The organism is Roseivivax isoporae LMG 25204 (assembly GCF_000521865.1).
In the GTDB taxonomy this organism is placed as follows: domain Bacteria; phylum Pseudomonadota; class Alphaproteobacteria; order Rhodobacterales; family Rhodobacteraceae; genus Roseivivax; species Roseivivax isoporae.
Genome location: NZ_JAME01000011.1, coordinates 72155 through 92542, shown reverse-complemented (window position 1 = coordinate 92542; position 20388 = coordinate 72155). Strand labels below are relative to the sequence as shown.

Here is a 20388-nt window from a genome sequence, read left to right as displayed (position 1 = left end):
CTTGCGGACGGCGGCGGGCTGAGGCAGGCTCGGAGCAATTCTGATCAAATCCTGGGATCCCCTCATGCCGGTCAAGAACCGCTTCGCCGAACTGCACGGCGACATCACCGCGTGGCGACGCGACATCCACGAAAACCCCGAGATCCTGTTCGAGACGCACCGCACCTCGGCGCTGGTCGCCGAGAAGCTGCGCGCCTTCGGCTGCGACGAGGTGGTCGAGGGCATCGGCCGCACCGGCGTCGTGGGAGTGATCCGCGGCCGCTCGACCGCGTCGGGCCGCACCATCGGGCTGCGCGCCGACATGGACGCGCTGCCCATCACCGAGGCGACGGGGCTCGACTACGCCTCGAAAATGCCCGGCGCGATGCATGCCTGCGGCCATGACGGGCACACCGCGATGCTGCTCGGCGCGGCGCGCTACCTCGCCGAGACGCGCAACTTCGACGGCACCGTCGCCGTGATCTTCCAGCCGGCGGAGGAAGGCGGCGGCGGCGGCCGCGAGATGTGCCGCGACGGGATGATGGAACGCTTAGGGATCGAGGAAGTCTACGGCATGCACAACTGGCCCGGCGTGCCCGTGGGACAGTTCGCGATCCGGCCGGGCCCGTTCTTTGCCGCGACCGACATCTTCGACATCGAGATCGAGGGCAAGGGCGGCCACGCCGCGAAGCCGCACGAGACTGTCGACACCACGGTTGCCGCCGCGCAGATCGTGGGCGCGCTGCAGAGCATCGCGAGCCGCAACGCCGACCCCGTGGCGCAGCTCGTGGTGTCGGTCACATCCTTCCAGACCTCGTCCAACGCCTACAACGTCATCCCGCAGCGCGTGCACCTCAAGGGCACGGTGCGCACGCTCTCGCCCGAGATGCGCGACCTCGCCGAGACGCGGATGAAGGCGATCTGCACCTCGGTCGCCGAGGCCTTCGGGGCGACGGCGGAGGTGAGCTACACGCGCAACTACCCGGTGATGGTGAACTCGGACGAACAGACCACGTTCGCGGCCGAGGTGGCCCGCGCGGTCTCGGGCCAGTGCGCGGATGCCGAGCTCGTCATGGGCGGCGAGGATTTCGCCTTCATGCTCGAGGAACGGCCGGGCGCCTACATCCTCGTGGGCAACGGCGACACCGCCTCGGTGCATCACCCCGAATACAACTTCAACGACGAGGCGATCCCCGCGGGCTGTTCGTGGTGGGCCGAGATCGTCGAGCGCCGCCTGCCCGCCGCCTGAGGCGAGCGGCGGCCGGGCTGCGAGGGCGCTGCCCTCGCGCTCCCGGGATATTTCGACCAAGAAGAAGGGCCGGACCGGGGCCCTTCGCCGGCCTGCCCCGTCAGTAGCCGCTCTCCGTCGCGAGGACGAGGTGGCCGGGCGCCACCTCCTCGTAGACCGAGGGTTCGGGATCGTGGCCGACCGGGTGGATCGGCGACGGGATCGGCTTGAAGTTCAGGTCGCGCTCGGTCTTGCGCTGGCGCGGATCGGCGATCGGGACCGCCTGCATCAGCGCCTTCGTGTAGGGGTGGCGCGGGTCCTCGAAGACCGCGCGGCGCGGGCCGAGCTCGACGATGCGGCCGAGATACATGACCCCCACATGGTGCGAGACCCGTTCGACCACCGCCATGTCGTGGCTGATGAAGAGGTAGGAGAGGCCGAGCTCGGCCTGCAGCTCCATCATCAGGTTCAGCACCTGCGCCTGCACCGAGACGTCGAGCGCCGAGACCGCCTCGTCGGAGACGATGAGCTTGGGGTTGAGGGCGAGCGCGCGGGCGATGGCGATGCGCTGCCGCTGGCCGCCCGAGAGCTCGTGCGGGTAGCGGCGCATGAACGAGCGCGGCAGCTCGACCCGGTCGAAGAGCATGGCCACCCGGTCGCGGATCGCCGAGCCCGCGAGGGTGCCGTAGTTGCGGATGGGCTCCGCCACCTGGTCCGCGAGCTGCATCTGCGGGTTGAGCGAGGCGAACGGGTCCTGGAAGATCATCTGCATGTCCTGGCGCGCGCGGCGCAGCGCGGCCGGCGAGAGCGCGAGGATGTCGGTGCCGTCGAGATCGACGCTGCCCGAGAGCGGTTCGACGAGACGCAGGAGCGAGCGGCCGGCAGTAGACTTGCCGCAGCCCGATTCGCCCACGAGCGACAGGGTCTGCCCGCGGTTGATGGTGAAGGACACGTCCTCGACCGCGTGCACGTTGGCGACGGTGCGGCGGAAGAAGCCGCCCCGGACCGCGAAGCGCGTGGTGAGGTTGCGCACGGTCAGGAGCGTCTCGGCGGTGCCGGGGATCGGGCTGCGGTCGATGTCGTCGCGGCCCACGAGCTTCATCGGCGCGGGGGCGTCGGTGCCCCGCATCTCGCCGAGCTTCGGCACCGCGGCGAGCAGCGCCCGGGTGTAGGGATGCCGCGGGCGCTCGAAGATCTCGGTGACCGGACCCTCCTCCACCTTCTCGCCGCGGAACATGACCACGACGCGGTCGGCCATCTGCGCCACCACCGCCATGTCGTGGGTGATGAACATGACCGCCGTCCCGGTCTCGCGCTTCAACCGGTCGATGAGCGCGAGGATCTCGGCCTGGATCGTCACGTCGAGCGCGGTCGTGGGCTCGTCGGCGATGAGGAGGCGCGGCTTGCAGGCGAGCGCCATGGCGATCACCACGCGCTGCCGCATGCCGCCCGAGAGCTCGTGCGGATATTGTTTCAGCCGCCGCTCTGGTTCGGGGATGCGGACCTCGCGCAGGAGCTCGAGAGCGCGCGCGGTCGCGGCGTCGCGGTCGAGCCCGCGATGCACCCTGAGGCCCTCGGTCAGCTGCCGGCCGATCGTGAAGACCGGGTTCAGCGCCGTCATCGGCTCCTGGAAGATCATGCCGATCTCGTTGCCGCGGATCGACCGCATCAGGTCCTGGTCGGCGCCCGCCAGCTCGAGCGGGCCGTCGGTACGGCGGTCGAAGACCAGCGAGCCACCGGCGATGCGGCCGCCGCCGAACTCGATCAGCCGCATCAGCGACAGCGAGGTCACCGACTTGCCCGACCCGCTCTCGCCGACGACGCAGACGGTCTCGCCGGCGGCGATGTCGAAGGAGACGTCCTTCACGCCGACGATGATGCCGGTCTTGCTCTCGAACTCGACCCTGAGCTTGTCGATCCGGGCGATCGGGCGGGCCTCGGCGGTCGTGTCGAGCATGCGCGGAACTCCTCGGAACGCGGCAGGTTCGGGCAACGCTACGGTCAGGCTCGGCGCGGGTCAAATGCCCTGCGGCAATTCCGCACGCCGAGACTTGCTTTTTGACGAATCTCGGTTTTCGATGCCCGCTACGGTGCGGCGTTCGCGCACGGCCCGGCCGTCTCCGGCAGATGGCGGGTCGCGACGCCGCACGAGGCCGGCAATGTCGACGCAACCCAAAAGGGTGCGCAACAGGGAGACAGACATGAAGCTCAAGACCCTTCTTCTGGGGGCTGCCGCAGGCGTGGCACTTGCGCCCGCAGCCTTCGCGGAGCGTGGCTCCGACGGGCAGGTGAACATCATCTACTGGCAGGCCCCGTCGATCATGAACCCCTACCTCTCTGGGGGCACCAAGGACATCGAGGCCTCGAGCCTCGTGATCGAGCCGCTGGCGCGCTACAACGAGAAGGGCGAGCGCGTGCCCTACCTCGCCACCGAGATCCCGACGGTCGAGAACGGCGGCGTCTCCGAGGACCTCACCCAGATCACGTGGAAGATCAGGGAGGGGCTGCTCTGGTCCGACGGCACGCCGTTCACCGCCGCGGACGTGGTCTTCACCGCGGAATACTGCATGCATCCCGAGGGCGGCTGCGCCCAGCGCGCGAAGTTCGACGGCGTGACCAGCGTCGAGGCGCTGGACGACCTGACCGTGCAGGTGACCTTCGGCCAGCCGACGCCGAACCCCTACGGGCCCTTCATGGGCGGCCAGTCTCCCATCCTGCAGAAGGCGCAGTTCCAGGACTGCCTCGGCGCCGCGGCCTCGTCCTGCACCGAGCAGAACTTCAACCCGGTGGGCACCGGGCCCTTCACCGTGACCGAGTTCCGCCCGAACGACGTGATCTCGCTCGAGGCGAACCCGAACTACCGCGATCCCGCAAAGCCGGCCTTCGCGACGGTGAACTTCAAGGGCGGCGGCGATGCGGTCGCGGCGGCGCGCGCGGTGCTCGAGACCGGCGAGTTCGATTATGCGTGGAACCTGCAGCTCGCGCCCGACGTGCTCGAGCAGATGGCGGCGGCGGGCCAGGGCGAGCCGATCGCGGCCTTCGGCACGCTGGTCGAGCGCATCGAGATGAACATGACCGATCCCGACCCGTCCCTGCCCGAGGGCGAGCGGTCCACCGTGGCGCACCCGCACCCGATCCTGTCGGACGAGCGCGTGCGCCGCGCCCTCTCCATGGCGATCGACCGCGAGCTGCTCGTCGAGGTGGGCTACGGCCAGGCCGGCCGCGCCACCTGCAACCTCGTGCCGGCGCCCGAGATGTTCGCCTCGGACAACACCGACTGCCTGACCCAGGACATCGAGGGCGCCAAGGCGCTGCTCGAGGAGGCGGGCTGGACCGACAGCGACGGCGACGGCATCCGCGACAAGGACGGCGAGCCGCTGTCGCTGCTGTTCCAGAGCTCCACCAACGCGGTGCGGCAGGACTTCCAGGCGCTGATCAAGCAGTGGTGGTCCGAGATCGGCGTCGAGACCGAGCTGCGCAACGTGGATTCCTCGGTGTTCTTCGGCGGGGACCCGGGGTCGCCGGACACCTTCCAGAAGTTCTACGCGGACGTCGAGATGTACGCCAACAACTTCGACGGCACCGATCCCCAGCCGTACCTGTCGATGTACCGCTGCGGGAACGAGCCCAAGCCCTCGACCCAGTGGCAGGGCGAGAACATCAACCGCTACTGTGACGAGGAGTACGACGCGCTGCTCGACGAGCTTGCCCGCACCGGCGAGATGTCCGAGCGGACGCGGATCGCCAAGGCTCTGAACGACATGATCACCAAGGAGAGCATGACCATCGTTCCGCTCGTGGACCGCGGCCGCGTCTCGGCCCGGTCGAACACGCTGGGCGGCGTGGTCCTGAACACCTGGGACAGCGAGCTCTGGAACGCTGCCGACTGGTACCGGATCGACGGCTGACCGACCGCGGCGGTGTGCGCGGGCCGCAAGGCCGCCGCGCCGCCCGGCCTGCATCGTTCCGGACGCCTTCCTGCTCCGGGCGGGCCCCGCGCCCGCCCGGACGGCTTTCCGGACCGGCGCCGCTCTGTCCCTGACGGCCCCTCACCCTCCGGAGGCCCCGCATGCTCACCTACACGATCCGGCGGCTGATCCTGTCGATCCCGACGCTGCTGCTCATCAGCTTCGTGATCTTCATGCTGCTGCAGCTCGCCCCCGGCGACCCGATGGCGCAGGTCCCGCTGACGGTTCCGCCCGAGGTGAAGGAACAGATGCGCCAGGCGCTGGGGCTCGGCGAGCCGCCGCTGGTGCAGTACGGCAAGTGGCTGTGGCAGGTCTTCGTGCTCGAGCCGCAGGTCTTCATCGACTGGCTGACCCGCGACACGATGCTCTTCGGCTGGCTGCCCGACACCAACCTCTACGCGGGCGAACTGCGCGTGATCTCGTGGCAGACCCGCTCGCCGGTCATGGACATCGTGATCCAGCGCCTGCCGCAGACGCTCTGGGTGGTGGGCCTCGCCTACGTGGTGGGCATCCTGATCTCGCTGCCGATCGGCATCTACTCGGCCTACCGGCAATACTCGGTCTTCGACCAGGCCGGCACCTTCGTCACGATGATCGGCTTCTCGATCCCGCCCTTCTTCACCGGTCCGCTGCTGATCGTGATCTTCTCGGTGCAGCTCGGCTGGTTCCCGTCGATCTACGACACCACGCACGTGGTGAACGACTGGGACAGCTTCGTCTTCCAGCTGCAGCAGATGATCATGCCGGTGATGGTGCTGGCGCTGCAGACCACCGCGCAGTTCTCGCGCTACATGCGCGCCTCGATGCTCGACAACCTGCGGCAGGACTACGTGCGCACCGCCCGCGCCAAGGGCCTGACCGAGGCGGTGGTCGTCAACATCCACGTGCTGCGGAACTCGATGATCCCGGTGGTCACGGTGATCGCGCTCGGGGTCCCGGCGATCTTCGGCGGCGCGATCATCACCGAGAACGTGTTCAAGGTGAACGGGATCGGGCAGCTCCTGATCACCGCGCTCTTCGCGAACGACCTGCCGATGGTGATGACGCTGACCTTCATCTTCGCCTTCCTCATCGTCATGTTCAACCTCATCGCCGACGTGCTCTATGGCGTGCTCGACCCGAGGATCCGCTATGACTGAGCCCACTCCCGCCAGCCCGCAGGCCATCGAGGCGCTGCGCGACGAAGGCCCCGAGGCGCCGCCGCGCAGCCAGTGGGCGGATGTCTGGCGCCAGTTCCTGCGCCACAAGGGGGCGGTGCTCGGCGGCGGGTTCCTGATCTTCGTCACGCTCGCGGTGCTCTTCGGCCCCTACATCTGGACGCTCGATCCCCAGCAGCTCGACATCCGCAACAAGGACGTGCGGCCGATCTACACCGTGCTCTGGAACGGCGACGCGACGGTCTCATGGGCGCATCCGTTCGGAACCGACAACCTCGGACGCGACCAGCTGGCGCAGATGATCGCGGGCGGCCGGGCCTCGCTCGCGGTCGGCTGGGCGGCGATGGTGCTGTCGGTCCTGATCGGCACGGCCATCGGCGTCGCCGCGGGGTTCTTCCGGCGGCTCGACGGTCCGCTCATGCGGCTCACCGACCTCTTCCTGTCGTTGCCGATCCTGCCGCTCCTCCTCGTGGCGGTGACGCTCTTCCGCCAGCCGCTCAGGGCGAATTTCGGCCCCGAGGGCGGCATGTTCATCCTGATCGTGACGGTCATCGCCATCACCTCGTGGATGCCCACCGCGCGGATCGTGCGCGGCGACGTGCTGGCGCTCAAGGAACGCGAGTTCGTGCTGGCGGCCCGGTCGATCGGCACCACCTCGTGGAAGATCATCCTGCGCCACCTCCTGCCGAACGTGCTGTCGCCCATCATGGTCTCGGCGACCCTGGGCCTTGCCACGGCGATCATCACCGAAAGCGCGCTGTCGTTCCTCGGCGTGGGCTTTCCCTCGGACTTTCCCACCTGGGGCAAGATGCTGGCCGACGCGGTGCCACGCATGGTCGACTTTCCCGAACGCGTGATGCTGCCAGGCATCGCCATCTCGCTCACGGTCCTGTCGGTGAACTACCTGGGCGACGGCCTGCGCGACGCGCTCGACCCGCGCATCCGCGGCCGCTGAGGCGGCGGGACGCGAAAAAAGACAGGCTTGCGGCCCCTCCCCGCGGGCCCAAACGCGGGCGGAGCGCTGCGGGCGCGTTTGGAACGCATGTCCCTGAAGGCCCGAGCCCGAAGGACGAGCGTTCTCTGCCCGCCCCTCGCGGGCGCCTGCCCCGCGCTTGAATTCCTCCGCGCGCCCGCTCTATCAGGTCTGGATTCCAGATCCTGCGGGAGGTGTGCGCCATGTTCGAGCAATTGGGGGTCGAGACCCTGACCGTGGCCCAGGCGGCCGTCGTCCTCGGCCTTGTCCTCGGTCTCGCGTTCGGGGTCCTCGCGGAACGCACGGGCTTCTGCCTGCGCCGCTCTCTCGTCGGCAGCGACGCGCGCGCCGCGGGTGGCGTCTGGCTGACCGCGCTCGCCGTCGCGGTCGTCGGCACGCAGGCCGCGGTCGCAGCCGGCTGGATCGATTTCGGCGGCCACCGCTTCATGGCCACGAACCTGCCGGTGCTCGCGATCGTGGCGGGCGGACTCATGTTCGGGGCGGGCATGGTCCTGACCCGCGGCTGCATCTCGCGGCTGACGGTCCTCGGCGCGGGCGGGAACCTGCGCGCGGTCTTCGTCGTGCTGGTCTTCGCGGTCGCGGCACACGCGACGCTGAAGGGCGTCCTCGCGCCCGTGCGCACGACCCTCGGCAGCGTGACGCTGCCGCTCGGCGACATGGCGGCCCTGCCCGGTCCCGCCCTGCTCTGGACGGCGCTCCTTGCGGTGGGCGCGCTCGTGGTGGCGCTGCGTTCGGGCAACCGGGCCGGCATGCTCGTGATGGCGGCGCTCATCGGGGCGCTGGTGCCGCTCGGCTGGATCGGCACGGGCTTCGTCCTCTTCGACGACTTCGACCCCGTCCCCTTCGAGAGCCTGTCCTTCACCGCGCCCTGGGCCGACTCGCTCTTCTTCGTGATCGCCTCGACCGCCATTCCGGCGGGCTTCGGCACCGGTCTCGTGGGCGGCACGCTGCTCGGCGCGCTGCTCGCGGCGCTGATCTTCGGCAGCTTCCGCTGGCAGAGCTTCGAGTCCCCGGCCGAGACCGGCCGCTATGCCGCGGGCGCGGTGCTCATGGGCATGGGCGGCGTGCTGGCGGGGGGCTGCACCGTTGGCGCAGGCCTCGCCGGCGTGCCCACGCTGTCGGTCGCCGCGACGCTGGCGCTGGTCTCGATCGTGGTGGGGGCCCTCGCCGTCAACGCGGTGCCGGGGGTTTCTCGGGCGCGCGACCTTCCATCTCGCGGCGCAGGCGCCGGATCATCCACCACACGGCCAGCACAACCGGCAGAGTGACACCCGCGGTCAGGAGGCCCTTCGACACGCCGAAGCCCTCCGCCACCGGGTAGAGCAGGTAGGACGCGAGCGACACGGCGTAGTAGCTGATCGCGACGGTCGAGAGGCCCTCGACCGTCTTCTGCAGGCGCAGCTGCATCTCGGCGCGCTGGTTCATGCCCTCGAGCAGTTCCTGGTTCTGCGCCGAGCGTTCCACCTCGACCCGCGTGCGCAGCAATTCCGACGTGCGCATCGCCCGCAGCGACATGGTGCCGATGCGCCGCTCCGTCGACTTCACCGTGCGCATGGCCGGATCGTAGCGGCGCATCATGAACTCGGCGAAGGTCTGCCGCCCCTTCCAGCGCGCCTCGCGCAGGACCGAGATGCGCTGCCCCACGATGGCCTCGTAGGCGCCCGTGGCGCCCAGCCGGAACGAGGTCTGCGCCGACAGCGCCTCGAGCTCGGCCGACACCGACAGGAGCGCCTTCAGCGTCTCCTCCGCAGGGCCGGTGCCCTGTGTCATCGCCTCCATCAGCTTCGACAGCTCGGTGTCGATCTGGCCGAGCTTCGGCGAGATCTCCTTGACCCGGGTGAAGCCGAGCATGGACATCGCCTTGTAGGTCTCGATCTCGCAGAGCCGCTGGACCACCCGGCCGGTGCGCCGCTCGCCCACATGCCCCTTGGTGAACACGGCAAAGCGCTGGTGCCCGGCGGGATCGATGCGGAAATCGCCCGCGATGATCGCGTCGTCGTCCAGCACGGCCGACACAGCGATGCTTTCGGGCACGAGCCAGTCCTCGAGCCGCCGCTCGATCCCCTCGTCGCCCTCGGGACGCTCCTCCACCCGGATCAGCGCCGAAGTGATGCGCACGCCCGGCGCCTGGTCGAGCCAGTCGGAGGGGAAGACGTCGAAATCCGCGGGGTCGAAGGGACGGTCGCTCAGCCCGTTCAGGAACACCGTGTAGGTGACGAACTCGGTGTGCTGTTCCCATTTCAGCGTGTGCTGGCCCAGCCTGCCCGAGAAATGCGTGGCCCCCGGCTGCGGCGGCTGGTCGCCGTGCCGCTCGAGCAGCGCGGTCAGGTGCTGGAGGTCCTGCGTCTTGTCCCGCGACGCCGCCTGGTGCGGCTTCTTGACCGCGAGGTAGACCGCGCGGCAGGGCGCCTTGAGCGAGGGAAACGGCCGCGCGTGCAGCTCGTTGGCAAGCTTGTAGCGCAGCGGGTGGTCCTGGATCGGGGGCATTGGGGCTCCGGCCTCGGGTCGTCTCGGCCGACTAGATACCGCGCGACGCCCCCGCGTAAAGCGCCCCGATCGCCGCGGCCGCCCACTGCAGCCGCCCCGTCATGCCGGCGCATCCCCGGGATGCGCAGGTCTTTCAGCGCCTTGGCACGCGACCGGCCCAGATGCGGTCAGTGGCCGCGCGGCGCTTTTTCGGGCAGGTCGGCGTCGTCGCGGTCCGGCCGGTCGAGCGAGATGGCCAGAAGCACCGCGCGCAGCAGCGGCAGCGCGGCCATGACCCCGAGCACGACGGCCCAGTTCCCGATGGTCGGGGCGGCGAGCATGGCGATCCCTGCAAGCAGGAGCCCCATCGTCGCCATGGCAAAAATGCGCATCGAGCGCGTTTCCTGACTGATCATGCGATCACCTTATGGGCAGCAAGCGGCGCCGTTTCATCCATCCCGGAGCGGGCGCCCATGGTCTGTAGCATGGATCTGGAGTGGGGCGCAGCGAGGTCCAAACCGGTCGGCAGAGGATGGCCGCGCGCTGCGCGGCAATCGGCTCAGCGCCGCAGGTGCCCGGCGTCCCGCGGCGCGGAACGCGCTGGAACAGATGCATGCCTGCAACACCTGCGAGTCGCCTTCCCGCAACGGAAAACGCCCTGCCGCGGGGTACGCGGCAGGGCGCCGGAAGCCTGGAGTCGTGGGCGGTTCGTGCCCTCAGGCGACCTTGGTCAGCAGCTCGTCCAGCGACTTCTTGGCGTCGCCGTAGAACATCCGGGTGTTGTCCTTGAAGAACAGCGGGTTCTCGATGCCGGAATAGCCCGTGCCCTGCCCCCGCTTCGAGACGATGACGTTCTTGGCCTTCCAGACCTCGAGCACCGGCATGCCGGCGATGGGCGAGTTCGGGTCGTCCTGCGCCGCGGGGTTCACGATGTCGTTCGAGCCGATCACGATCACCACGTCGGTGTCGGGGAAATCCTCGTTGATCTCGTCCATCTCGAGAACGATGTCGTAGGGGACCTTGGCCTCGGCCAATAGGACGTTCATGTGCCCGGGCAGACGGCCCGCAACCGGGTGGATGGCAAAGCGCACCTCCTTGCCCTGCGCGCGCAGGCGGCGGGTCAGCTCGGCCACGTTGCCCTGTGCCTGCGCCACCGCCATGCCGTAGCCCGGGACGATGATCACGCTGTCGGCCTCGTCCAGCAACTGCGCGACGTTGTCGGCGTCGGTGGGCACCATCTCGCCCTCGACCGCCTGCTGCTCGCCCTGCGTGCCGCCCCAGCCGCCGAGGATGACCGACACGAAGGACCGGTTCATGCCCTTGCACATGATGTAGCTGAGGATCGCACCCGACGAGCCGACGAGCGCGCCGACCACGATCAGCAGGTCGTTGCCGAGCGAGAAGCCGATAGCCGCGGCGGCCCAGCCCGAATAGGAGTTCAGCATCGACACCACGACCGGCATGTCGGCGCCGCCGATGCCCATGATGAGGTGGTAGCCGATGAAGAACGCCAGGAGCGCCAGCACGAACAGCGTCCAAGAGCCCGCGCCGCTCAGGTAGAGGACGAGCATCAGGACCGAGCCCAGCACCGCGGCGAGGTTCAGCATGTGCCCGCCGGGCAACTGCTGGGCAGTGGTGTTCACCTTACCCGCAAGCTTGCCGTAGGCGATGATCGAGCCGGTGAAGGTCACCGCGCCGATGAACACGCCGAGGCTGAGCTCGACCATGAGGATGCCGATCTCGACCGGCGTCTTCTTGGCGACGAGCAGCGCGAAGTTCCCCTCGACCGCCTGCCCCGTCTCCTTGGCGGCCTCGACGAGGTTGATGGTGAAGTCGGCGTTGAAGCCGACGAAGACTGCCGCGAGACCCACGAGGCTGTGCATCGCCGCCACGAGCTCGGGCATCTGCGTCATCTGTACGCGGTTGGCGAGCTGCCAGCCGATCACGCCGCCCATGAGCACGAGGATGACCGACACGCCCCAGAGGCCCGACCCCGGGCCGATCAGCGTGGCGACCACCGCCAGCGCCATGCCGGCGATGCCGTACCAGATCGCGCGCTTCGCGCTTTCCTGTCCCGACAGCCCCCCGAGCGAGAGGATGAAGAGGACCGCTGCGACCACGTAGGCCGCGGTTGTGAAACCGAAATCCATTGTCCTGCCTCCCGCTTACGATTTCTGGAACATGGCGAGCATGCGCCGGGTGACGAGGAAGCCGCCGAAGATGTTGATGCCGGCCATGAAGACCGAGACCGCGGCGAGGAGGATCACGAGGTAGGACGTGGACCCGAGCTGCATCAGCGCGCCGAGGATGATGATCGACGAGATGGCGTTGGTCACCGCCATGAGCGGCGTGTGCAGCGAATGGCTCACGTTCCAGATCACCTGGAAGCCCACGAAGACCGACAGCACGAAGACGATGAAGTGCTGCATGAAGCTTGCGGGCGCCACGAGACCCACCGCCAGCAGCAGCACGGCGCCCACGGTGAGCAGCGTCACCTGGCTCCGCGTCTGCTTCTTGAAGGCGGCCATCTCCTCGGCGCGCTTCTCCTCGGGGGTCTTTTCCTTTTCCTTGGGCTTGGGCTTCTGCGCCGCGATCGCCTTGGTCTTGGGCGGCGGCGGCGGGAAGGTGACCTCCTTCGCGTGCGCGATGGTCGCGCCGCGGATCACATCGTCCTCCATGTTGTGGTTGATCTTGCCGTCCTTCTCGGGCGTCAGATCGGTCAGGAGGTGGCGCACGTTCGTCGAGAAGAGCAGCGAGGACTGCTTGGCCATCCGGCTGGGGAAGTCGGTGTAGCCAACGATGATCACGCCGTTCTCGGTGACGATGCGTTCGTCCTTCACCGTGAGCTTGCAGTTGCCGCCCCGCTCGGCGGCGAGGTCGACGATCACCGAGCCGGGCTTCATGGCCTTGACCATGTCCTCGGTCCAGAGCTCGGGCGCCTCGCGGTTGGGAATGAGCGCCGTCGTGATGACGATGTCGATGTCGGGCGCCAGCTCGCGGAACTTCGCCAGCTGCGCCTCGCGGAACTCGGGGCTCGAGGGCTTCGCGTAGCCGCCCGATTCCGAACCGTCGGTCTGCTCTTCCTCGAAGTCGAGATAGACGAACTCGGCGCCCATCGATTCGACCTGCTCGGCCACCTCGGGGCGCACGTCGAAGGCGTAGGTGATGGCGCCGAGGCTCGTGGACGTGCCGATCGCGGCCAGCCCGGCGACGCCCGCGCCCACCACCAGCACCTTGGCCGGCGGCACCTTGCCCGCGGCCGTCACCTGCCCGGTGAAGAAGCGGCCGAAATTGTTGCCCGCCTCCATCACCGCGCGGTAGCCAGCGATGTTGGCCATGGACGACAGCGCGTCCATCTTCTGCGCGCGGCTGATGCGCGGCACCATATCCATCGCGATGACGCTTGCGCCCTTGTCGGCCGCACGCTTCATCAGGTCCTCGTTCGAGGCCGGATAGAACATGGAGATCAGCGTCTTGCCGCTGTCGAGCCGGTCGACCTCGCCCTCGGTGGGCGGGCGCACCTTGGCGATGACGTCGGCGCCCTGCCAGAGCGCGTCGGGGCCGTCCACCACGGTCACGCCGGCCTCGCGGTAATCCGCGTCGAGGAACCCGGCGCGTTCGCCGGCCCCCGCCTCGATCAGGCATTCATGGCCGAGCTTCTGCAGCATCTTCGCCGAGTCCGGGGTCATCGCGACCCGGTTCTCGCCGTCGAGGATTTCCTTTGGCGTGCCTATCTTCACGGGTGTCGTCCCCTCTCCCTCATTCCTGTTGTGCGGGGTGGCGCCGGGCCGGGCCGGCGGCGGTCCGCAATCATCGCGGCCATAGAGCATAGCTTCGCGACGAGTTAAAGCCACCTATTCGTTTGTTGCGCGTAAGCGTCGAAGGCGGCAACAAACTTAGCCGACAATCGCGCCTCCTCGGGCTGGATGAACCGCTTGGTGACGATCCAGACGAAGACCGGCACGAGGATCAGGCCGAGCGGCGCCGACCAGACCAGCGCGAACCCGGCGAGGATCAGCGCGTCGGCGAGGTAGATCGGGTTGCGCGACCGCGCGTAGATGCCCGTCGTGATGAGCGCGCGCGCCTCTTCGTGCGGGACGATGGTGGTGCGGTGCCTGCGGAACTCGCGCACCGCGAGCCCGAGAAGGGCCAGGGCCGCCACGAGGAGGAGCCCGCCCGCCACGTCGCCCGCCCGGCCGAGCGCCGGGCCGATGCCGCGCAGCTGCCACGCGAGCAGCAGGGCCGCCGCCAGCCAGACGGGCGGCATGTCGAGCCATTTCAGCGCGTTGCGCGGCATCTCGGATGTCATCCCCACGACCTGCGGCAAGGTTCCCGGGCACCATCGGGAGTACGGGGCCCGTGGGCAAGGGCAAAAGCGACAGGGAGGGACACGCGGACTTCACCCCGCCCGCCGGCGCGGCTAGGGTCCCGGGCACGCAACCGGGAGGAGCAGATGCAGCACGCAGGCAGACACGCGCTGGTGACGGGCGGCGGCACGGGGATCGGGCTCGCCGTCGCGCGCGCGCTCGCGGCCGAGGGCGCAGAGGTGACGATCACCGGACGCCGGGCCGGACCGCTCGAGGCCGCGCGCGCCGAGCGCATCCACCCGCTGCAGATGGACGTGTCGGACGAGGCCTCGGTCGTGGACGGCGTCGCCGCGGCAGTGGCGGCGCGGGGGCCGGTGCAGATCTGCGTGCCCAATGCCGGCATCGCCGAGCCCTCGGCCATCCACCGCACCGACATGGATTTCTGGCGGCGCACGATGGCCACGAACCTCGACGGGGCCTTCCTGACCATCCGCGAGTGCCTGGGCGGGATGCGGCAGACCGACTGGGGCCGCGTGATCGCCATCGCGTCCATCGCGGGGCTGAAGGGGCTGAACGGCGCGCCGGTCTACACGGCGTCCAAGCACGGGCTCGTCGGGCTGATCCGCGGCCTGTCGGCCGACTACGCAGGCAAACCCATCACCTTCAACGCGCTCTGCCCGGCCTACGTGGACACCGACATCGTGCCGCAGAACGTCGCGCGGATCATGGAGCGCACCGGACTGTCCGAGGCCGAGGCCCGCCGCACCATGGAGGGCGCGAACCCGCACGGCCGCCTGATCCTGCCCGAGGAGGTGGCCGAGGCCGCCCTCTGGCTCTGCTCCGGCGGCTCGGGTAGCGTGCGCGGACAGGCCATCCAGATCGCCGGAGGTGAGATGTGACCGATTTCCGCTGGACCCGGACCCAGTTCGCCCTGCCCGACGGCGTGACCTATCTCGACGGCAACTCGCTCGGGCCGCTGCCGGTGGGCGCGCCCGCGCGCATGCAGAAGATGCTGACCGGGGAATGGGGGGCGGAGCTGATCCGCGGCTGGAACACCTGCGGCTGGATGGCGATGCCGCGCGACGTGGGCGACCGCGTGGGGCGGCTGATCGGCGCGCCCGCGGGCAGCGTCGTCATGGGCGACACGCTGTCGATCAAGGTCTACCAGGCGCTTGCCGCGGCCCTGGCGCTGCGGCCCGATCGGCGCGTGGTGCTGTCGGACAGCGGCAACTTTCCCTCCGACCTCTACATGGCCGAGGGGCTTCTCGGCATGCTCGGGCAGGGTTACGAGCTGCGCGTGGTGGCGCCGGAGGACCTGGCGGACGCCATCACCGACGAGGTCGCCTGCACGCTCGTGACCGAAGTCGACTACCGCACCGGGCGGCGGCACGACATGGCGGACCTGACCCGGCGGGCCCATGCGGCGGGTGCCCTCGCGATCTGGGACCTTGCCCATTCGGCCGGCGCGCTCGACGTCGACGTGGCGGGCGGGCAGGCGGATTTCGCCGTGGGCTGCACCTACAAGTACCTGAACGGGGGGCCCGGCGCACCGGCCTTCATCTACGTGGCGGCAGCGCATGCCGACAGCGCCCGGCCGGCGCTGTCGGGCTGGCTCGGCCATGCGCGGCCCTTCGCGTTCGAGCAGGGCTACGCACCCGGCGCCGGCATCGAGCGGATGCGCGTCGGCACGCCGCCGATCCTCGCGCTCGCGGCGCTCGAGGCCGCGCTCGACGTCTGGGACGCGGTCGACATGGCCGCGCTGCGCGGCGCGGTCGCTGGAACTGACCGACCGGTTCATCGCGGCGGTCGAAGCCGCCTGCCCCGCGCTCGAGCTCGTGACCCCGCGCGACCACGCCCGGCGCGGCAGCCAGGTGTCGTTCCGCTTTGCCGAAGGCTATGCCGCGATGCAGGCGCTCATCGCGCAGGGCGTGATCGGCGATTTTCGCGCGCCCGACATCATGCGGTTCGGGGTGACGCCGCTCTACCTCGACGAGGACGACATCGACCGCGCGGCCGGCGTGATCGGGCGGGTGATCGACAGCGGCGCGTGGGACCGCCCGGAATTCCGGGCGCGCGCAGCGGTGACCTGACCGATCAGGCGGATTTCAGGCCGGCATACCGGCTGCGCGCAGCCCAGTCGCGGGCCGCCTGCCCGAAGGCCGCGAAGAGCGGCCGCGACACCGGGTCCTCGGACGCCTTCCACTCGGGGTGCCACTGCACCGCCAGCGTGAACCCCGGCGCGCCGTCCACGTAGATCGCCTCGGGCGTGCCGTCCGGGGCGCGGCCATCGATGACGATGCGGCGGCCCGCGACCTGGATGCCCTGCCCGTGCAGCGTGTTCGTCATCACCTCGGTCGATCCCATCAGACGGTGGAACGGTCCGTTCTCGGTAAAGGCCACCTTGTGGCGCAGCGCGAACTTCTCCTCGAGCGTGCCGTCGGGGGGCATGCGGTGGTTCATCCGGCCGGGAAGCTCGCGGATCTCGGGGTGCAGCGTCCCGCCCATGGCGACGTTGACCTCCTGGAAGCCGCGGCAGACGCCGAGGAAGGGCTGCCCGCGCTCGACGCAGGCGCGGATGAGCGGCAGCACCACCCGGTCGCGGCCACGGTCAAAGGCGCCGTGCGCCTCGGTCGGCTGCTCGCCGTATTCCTCTGGGTGCACGTTCGGACGACCGCCGGGAAGCAGGAAGCCGTCGCAGGTGTCGAGAAGGTCGCCCAGCGCCACGTGGGTCGGGTCCGCCGGGATCAGGAGCGGCAGGCCGTCCGATACCTCGGCCACCGCCTCGGACAGCATCGTGCCGCTCGCATGCGCGGGATACTGGTCGTTGATGAGGTGGGAGTTCGTGACGATGCCGATGACGGGGCGGGCCATGGCTGACCTCTCTGCGTGCTGCTGCTATGGCACCAGATATAGCCGGACGGCCCGCCCTTATAAACCCGCGTCAGATTTCCGCGGTCAGCCCGGCCGCCTCGATGCCCGCTTTTGCGGCAGCCGCGTCGTTGTCCGAGGTATCCCCGCTCACACCGACGGCGCCGAGGATCTTTCCCTTGGAATCCCGCACGATGACCCCGCCCGGTACCGGCACCATGCGGCCGCCGAGCGCGCCGTTCGCGCAGGCGATGAAATAGGCCTGTGCCTCAGCGCGCGCCATCTGTGCGGAGCCCGGCATGCCCAGCATCACGGCGCCGTAGGCCTTGCCGTGGGCGATCTCGAACCGGCCCGGGCGCGCGCCGTCCTCGCGTTCGAAGGCGATGATGTGGCCGCCCTCGTCCAGCACGACCGCGGCGAGCGGCTTCATCTCGGCGCCCCGCGCGTTCTCGAAGGCCTTGCGGATCATGGTCCGCGCGCGTCTCAGTGAAATCGACATGGGTGTCCCTCTCCCTTTCTGGCGTGTGTCTCAGGCCGACTTGAGCTCGAGGCGGCGGCGGTGCAGCACCGGCTCGGTGTAGCCCGAGGGCTGTTCGCGGCCGCGGAAGACGAGGTCGCAGGCTGCCTGGAACGCGATCCCGTCGAAGCCCGGCGCCATCGGCCGGTAGGCCGGGTCGCCCGCGTTCTGGCGGTCGACCACCTCGGCCATGCGGCGCAGGATCGCCATGACGTCCTCGCGCGAGATCACGTCGTGATGCATCCAGTTGGCGATGTGCTGTGCCGAGATGCGGCAGGTCGCGCGGTCCTCCATCAGGCCCACGTCGTTGATGTCGGGCACCTTGGAGCAGCCGACGCCCTGGTCGACCCAGCGGACCACGTAGCCGAGGATGCCTTGAGCGTTGTTCTCGACCTCGCGCTCGACCTGCTCCTTGGACCACTTGCGGTAGCTCGCGAGCGGGATGTCGAGCAGCTGGTCGACATGCGCGCGGCGCCCGCCCTTGCGCAGGCGCGCCTGCACCGCGAAGACGTCGACCTTGTGGTAGTGCAGCGCGTGCAGCGTGGCGGCGGTGGGCGACGGCACCCAGGCGCAGTTCGCGCCGGCCTTGGGGTGCTCGATCTTGGTCTCGAGCATCGCCGCCATCATGTCGGGCATGGCCCACATGCCCTTGCCGATCTGCGCGCGGCCCGAGAGGCCGCATTCGAGCCCGATGTCGACGTTGCGGTTCTCGTAGCCGCCGATCCAAGCCTTGCGCTTGATGAAGTCCTTGCGGCTGAACGGTCCGGCCTCCATCGAGGTGTGGATCTCGTCGCCGGTGCGGTCGAGGAAGCCCGTGTTGATGAAGGCGCAGCGGTGCCGCGCCGCACGGATGCAATCCTTGAGGTTGACCGACGTGCGCCGCTCCTCGTCCATGATGCCGAGCTTGACGGTGTTCTTCGGCAGGCCCAGCACCTCCTCGACGCGGGTGAAGGTCTCGTCGGCAAAGGCGACCTCGTCCGGTCCGTGCATCTTGGGCTTCACCACGTAGACCGATCCGGCTACGGAATTGCCGCCCGGCCGCGCGAGGTCGTGAATGGCGATAAGCGCCGTCACCATGGCGTCCATCAGGCCCTCGTAGATCTCCGCCCCGTCCTTCGTGAGGATCGCGGGGTTCGTCATGAGGTGGCCGACATTGCGCACGAGCATGAGCGCGCGGCCCTTGACCGACACCGACCCGCTGCCGTCCGGCGCGGTGAAGGTCAGGTCGGGGTTGAGCGCGCGGGTGACCGGCTGGCCGCCCTTCTCGAAGGTGTCGGTCAGGTCGCCGCGCATGAGGCCCAGCCAGTTGCGGTAGGCCAGCACCTTGTCGGCGGCGTCGACGCACGCGACCGAGTCCTCGCAGTCCATGATCGCCGAGATCGCGCTCTCGAGCCGCACGTCGGCAAGCCCGCACTGGTCGCGCGACCCGATCGCGTGGGTCCGGTCGAACACCAGTTCCACGTGCAGGCCGTTGTTGCGCAGCAGGACCGCATCGGGTGCGCGCGGGTGACCGCGGTAACCCACGAACTTCGACGGATCGGCGAGCGGCATGTCGTCGACGAGGAGCGCACCCTTCGAGACGTGGTACCGGCGGGCATCGGCATGGCTGCCGCCCTCGATCGGGAAGGCCTCGTCGAGGAAGACGCGCGCCCGGGCCACCACCCGCGCGCCGCGGCCCTTGTCGTAGCCGCCCGCGGGCGGCGTGCTGCCCATGGCATCCGTGCCGTAGAGTCCGTCATAGAGCGAGCCCCAGCGCGCGTTGGCGGCGTTGAGCGCGTAGCGTGCGTTGGTGATCGGCACCACGAGCTGCGGCCCGGGCACGGTCGCGATCTCGGGGTCGACATTCGCGGTGTCGATCTCGAAATCCTCGCCCTCGGGCAGCAGGTAGCCGATCTCCTCGAGGAAACGCTTGTAGGCCTCGTGGTCGTGCGGCGCGTTGCGGTTGCGCAGGTGCCAGTCGTCGATCTGCTGCTGCAGCCGGTCGCGCACCGACAGGAGTTCCGCGTTGCGCGGCCCGAAGGTGTGCGCGAGGTCCGACAGGCCCTGCCAGAAGCGGTCGGCGTCGACGCCCGTTCCGGGCAGCGCCTCCTTCTCGACGAAGTCGAACAGCTCTCGGTCGATGGCCAAATCGGCCTTCGTGACACGGTCGGACATGGTCGGCTCTCCTCCTTCGGGCGTCGTCTCGCGGGCTCAGTATGCCGTGGTGCGCAATTAGCACCGCGTTCCTATCGGAAACAAGCCCGCGCTTGGGTGGAGAAGATCGTACCACGTGCACCGCCCGTCCAGCAGGCATGCGCACGCATGTCAGGCGCCGCGGTCCTTGCGCGGCGCCTTGCTGCGTCGGCAGCGTTCGGAACAGTAGATGACCTCGTCCCAGACCCGGGCCCACTTGCGGCGCCACGTGAAGGGGCGGCCGCAGACCGGGCAGGTCTTGGTCGGCAGGTCGGCCTTGGCCCGGGCCCTGGGCATCGCGGCCTACTCGGTGGAGGTGCCGTCCACGGTGCCGGTCGCATTGCCGCCGGGCTCGTAATTGTCCTCCTCGTAGCCCTCGAGCGCGTTCTCGGTTTCCTGCCCTTCGGGCACGGTCTGGACAGTGTCGTCGCCGCCGGGCTCGCCGGTATCCTCGGAACTGCTGAAGCTGATCCAGGCGATGAAGGCGATGAGCAATATCCCCGCGTAGACGAGGGTCGCGCGGATCCCGAGCAGGGCCGGGCGATGGCGCTTTTCCTCTTTCTCGGTGTTCGTGTCGGGTGCAGACATGGTCTTTCCATCCGTGTTTCCGCCCTGCGCGTTCCCGCCGGGTCCGGAGGCACCGGAGTCGTTGCGGGACAGGACCTTGTTGGCTAACACGGTAGGCCAGAGCGATGTTCCGGCAACACGCCGCCCCCCGACATCACATCCCCG

Annotated in this window: 17 protein-coding genes and 1 pseudogene; 7 read left to right on the top strand and 11 right to left on the bottom strand. The window is 69.3% G+C overall.

Annotation, left to right across the window (positions count from 1 at the left end; translation table 11 throughout):
• Window positions 1-64: 64 nt before the first annotated feature.
• Window positions 65-1228 (top strand): M20 aminoacylase family protein, encoded by a 1164-nt coding sequence (locus RISW2_RS09120; protein WP_043769380.1) that lies wholly within the window; start codon window positions 65-67, stop codon window positions 1226-1228.
• A gap of 100 nt (window positions 1229-1328) precedes the next feature.
• Here the strand turns inward: RISW2_RS09120 and RISW2_RS09115 are convergent, their stop codons facing one another.
• Window positions 1329-3164, bottom strand: a complete 1836-nt coding sequence (locus tag RISW2_RS09115; RefSeq protein ID WP_043769378.1) for an ABC transporter ATP-binding protein — start codon at window positions 3162-3164, stop codon at window positions 1329-1331.
• A gap of 244 nt (window positions 3165-3408) precedes the next feature.
• On the opposite strand from RISW2_RS09115, the gene RISW2_RS09110 reads away from it, so the two are divergent.
• The 4 genes from RISW2_RS09110 (at window position 3409) to RISW2_RS23955 (ending at window position 8594) form a co-directional block, all read left to right on the top strand.
• A complete protein-coding gene (locus tag RISW2_RS09110) occupies window positions 3409-5115 on the top strand; it encodes a peptide ABC transporter substrate-binding protein (protein ID WP_043769375.1) in 1707 nt (568 codons plus the stop codon).
• A 161-nt stretch (window positions 5116-5276) separates the two neighbouring features.
• Window positions 5277-6314 (top strand): ABC transporter permease, encoded by a 1038-nt coding sequence (locus tag RISW2_RS09105; RefSeq protein ID WP_043769372.1) that lies wholly within the window; start codon window positions 5277-5279, stop codon window positions 6312-6314.
• Window positions 6307-7287, top strand: a complete 981-nt coding sequence (locus RISW2_RS09100) for an ABC transporter permease (RefSeq protein WP_043769369.1) — start codon at window positions 6307-6309, stop codon at window positions 7285-7287. Before RISW2_RS09105 ends, RISW2_RS09100 begins: the two co-directional genes overlap by 8 nt.
• Before the next feature lie 221 nt (window positions 7288-7508).
• On the top strand, window positions 7509-8594 hold the full coding sequence (locus RISW2_RS23955) for a YeeE/YedE thiosulfate transporter family protein (protein ID WP_084615313.1): 1086 nt from the start codon (window positions 7509-7511) through the stop codon (window positions 8592-8594).
• Here the strand turns inward: RISW2_RS23955 and RISW2_RS09090 are convergent.
• From RISW2_RS09090 to RISW2_RS09070, 5 genes are all read right to left on the bottom strand, one after another.
• Window positions 8497-9813, bottom strand: coding sequence for a DUF3422 family protein (locus RISW2_RS09090; protein ID WP_043769364.1), 1317 nt, complete (start codon window positions 9811-9813; stop codon window positions 8497-8499). The two genes, RISW2_RS23955 and RISW2_RS09090, sit on opposite strands and share 98 nt — an antisense overlap.
• Window positions 9814-9980: 167 nt before the next feature.
• Complete coding sequence (locus RISW2_RS09085) at window positions 9981-10208, bottom strand: hypothetical protein (RefSeq protein WP_043769362.1); 228 nt, start codon at window positions 10206-10208, stop codon at window positions 9981-9983.
• A 300-nt stretch (window positions 10209-10508) separates the two neighbouring features.
• On the bottom strand, window positions 10509-11942 hold the full coding sequence (locus RISW2_RS09080; protein ID WP_043769360.1) for an NAD(P)(+) transhydrogenase (Re/Si-specific) subunit beta: 1434 nt from the start codon (window positions 11940-11942) through the stop codon (window positions 10509-10511).
• Window positions 11943-11957: 15 nt separating this feature from the next.
• Window positions 11958-13532: a Re/Si-specific NAD(P)(+) transhydrogenase subunit alpha gene (locus RISW2_RS09075; RefSeq protein ID WP_043769358.1), complete on the bottom strand. Its 1575-nt coding sequence runs from the start codon at window positions 13530-13532 to the stop codon at window positions 11958-11960.
• Window positions 13533-13636: 104 nt separating this feature from the next.
• Window positions 13637-14101, bottom strand: coding sequence for a methyltransferase family protein (locus tag RISW2_RS09070; RefSeq protein WP_244437536.1), 465 nt, complete (start codon window positions 14099-14101; stop codon window positions 13637-13639).
• A 144-nt stretch (window positions 14102-14245) separates the two neighbouring features.
• Between RISW2_RS09070 and RISW2_RS09065 the strand changes: the two genes are divergently transcribed.
• Window positions 14246-14998: an SDR family NAD(P)-dependent oxidoreductase gene (locus RISW2_RS09065; RefSeq protein ID WP_043769356.1), complete on the top strand. Its 753-nt coding sequence runs from the start codon at window positions 14246-14248 to the stop codon at window positions 14996-14998.
• Window positions 14995-16189 (top strand): annotated as a pseudogene (gene kynU / locus RISW2_RS09060) (kynureninase). Before RISW2_RS09065 ends, kynU begins: the two are co-directional and overlap by 4 nt.
• 4 nt (window positions 16190-16193) lie before the next feature.
• Here the strand turns inward: kynU and RISW2_RS09055 are convergent.
• The 5 genes from RISW2_RS09055 to RISW2_RS09040 form a co-directional block, all read right to left on the bottom strand.
• A complete protein-coding gene (locus RISW2_RS09055) occupies window positions 16194-16970 on the bottom strand; it encodes a gamma-glutamyl-gamma-aminobutyrate hydrolase family protein (RefSeq protein WP_043769354.1) in 777 nt (258 codons plus the stop codon).
• Between the two features lie 70 nt (window positions 16971-17040).
• A complete protein-coding gene (locus RISW2_RS09050) occupies window positions 17041-17466 on the bottom strand; it encodes a GlcG/HbpS family heme-binding protein (protein ID WP_043769352.1) in 426 nt (141 codons plus the stop codon).
• A gap of 30 nt (window positions 17467-17496) precedes the next feature.
• On the bottom strand, window positions 17497-19638 hold the full coding sequence (locus RISW2_RS09045) for a malate synthase G (RefSeq protein ID WP_043769350.1): 2142 nt from the start codon (window positions 19636-19638) through the stop codon (window positions 17497-17499).
• 150 nt (window positions 19639-19788) lie between these two features.
• A complete protein-coding gene (locus RISW2_RS23950) occupies window positions 19789-19953 on the bottom strand; it encodes a DUF2256 domain-containing protein (RefSeq protein ID WP_084615312.1) in 165 nt (54 codons plus the stop codon).
• 6 nt (window positions 19954-19959) lie between these two features.
• Window positions 19960-20244 (bottom strand): hypothetical protein, encoded by a 285-nt coding sequence (locus RISW2_RS09040; RefSeq protein WP_051491896.1) that lies wholly within the window; start codon window positions 20242-20244, stop codon window positions 19960-19962.
• Between the last annotated feature and the right edge of the window lie 144 nt (window positions 20245-20388).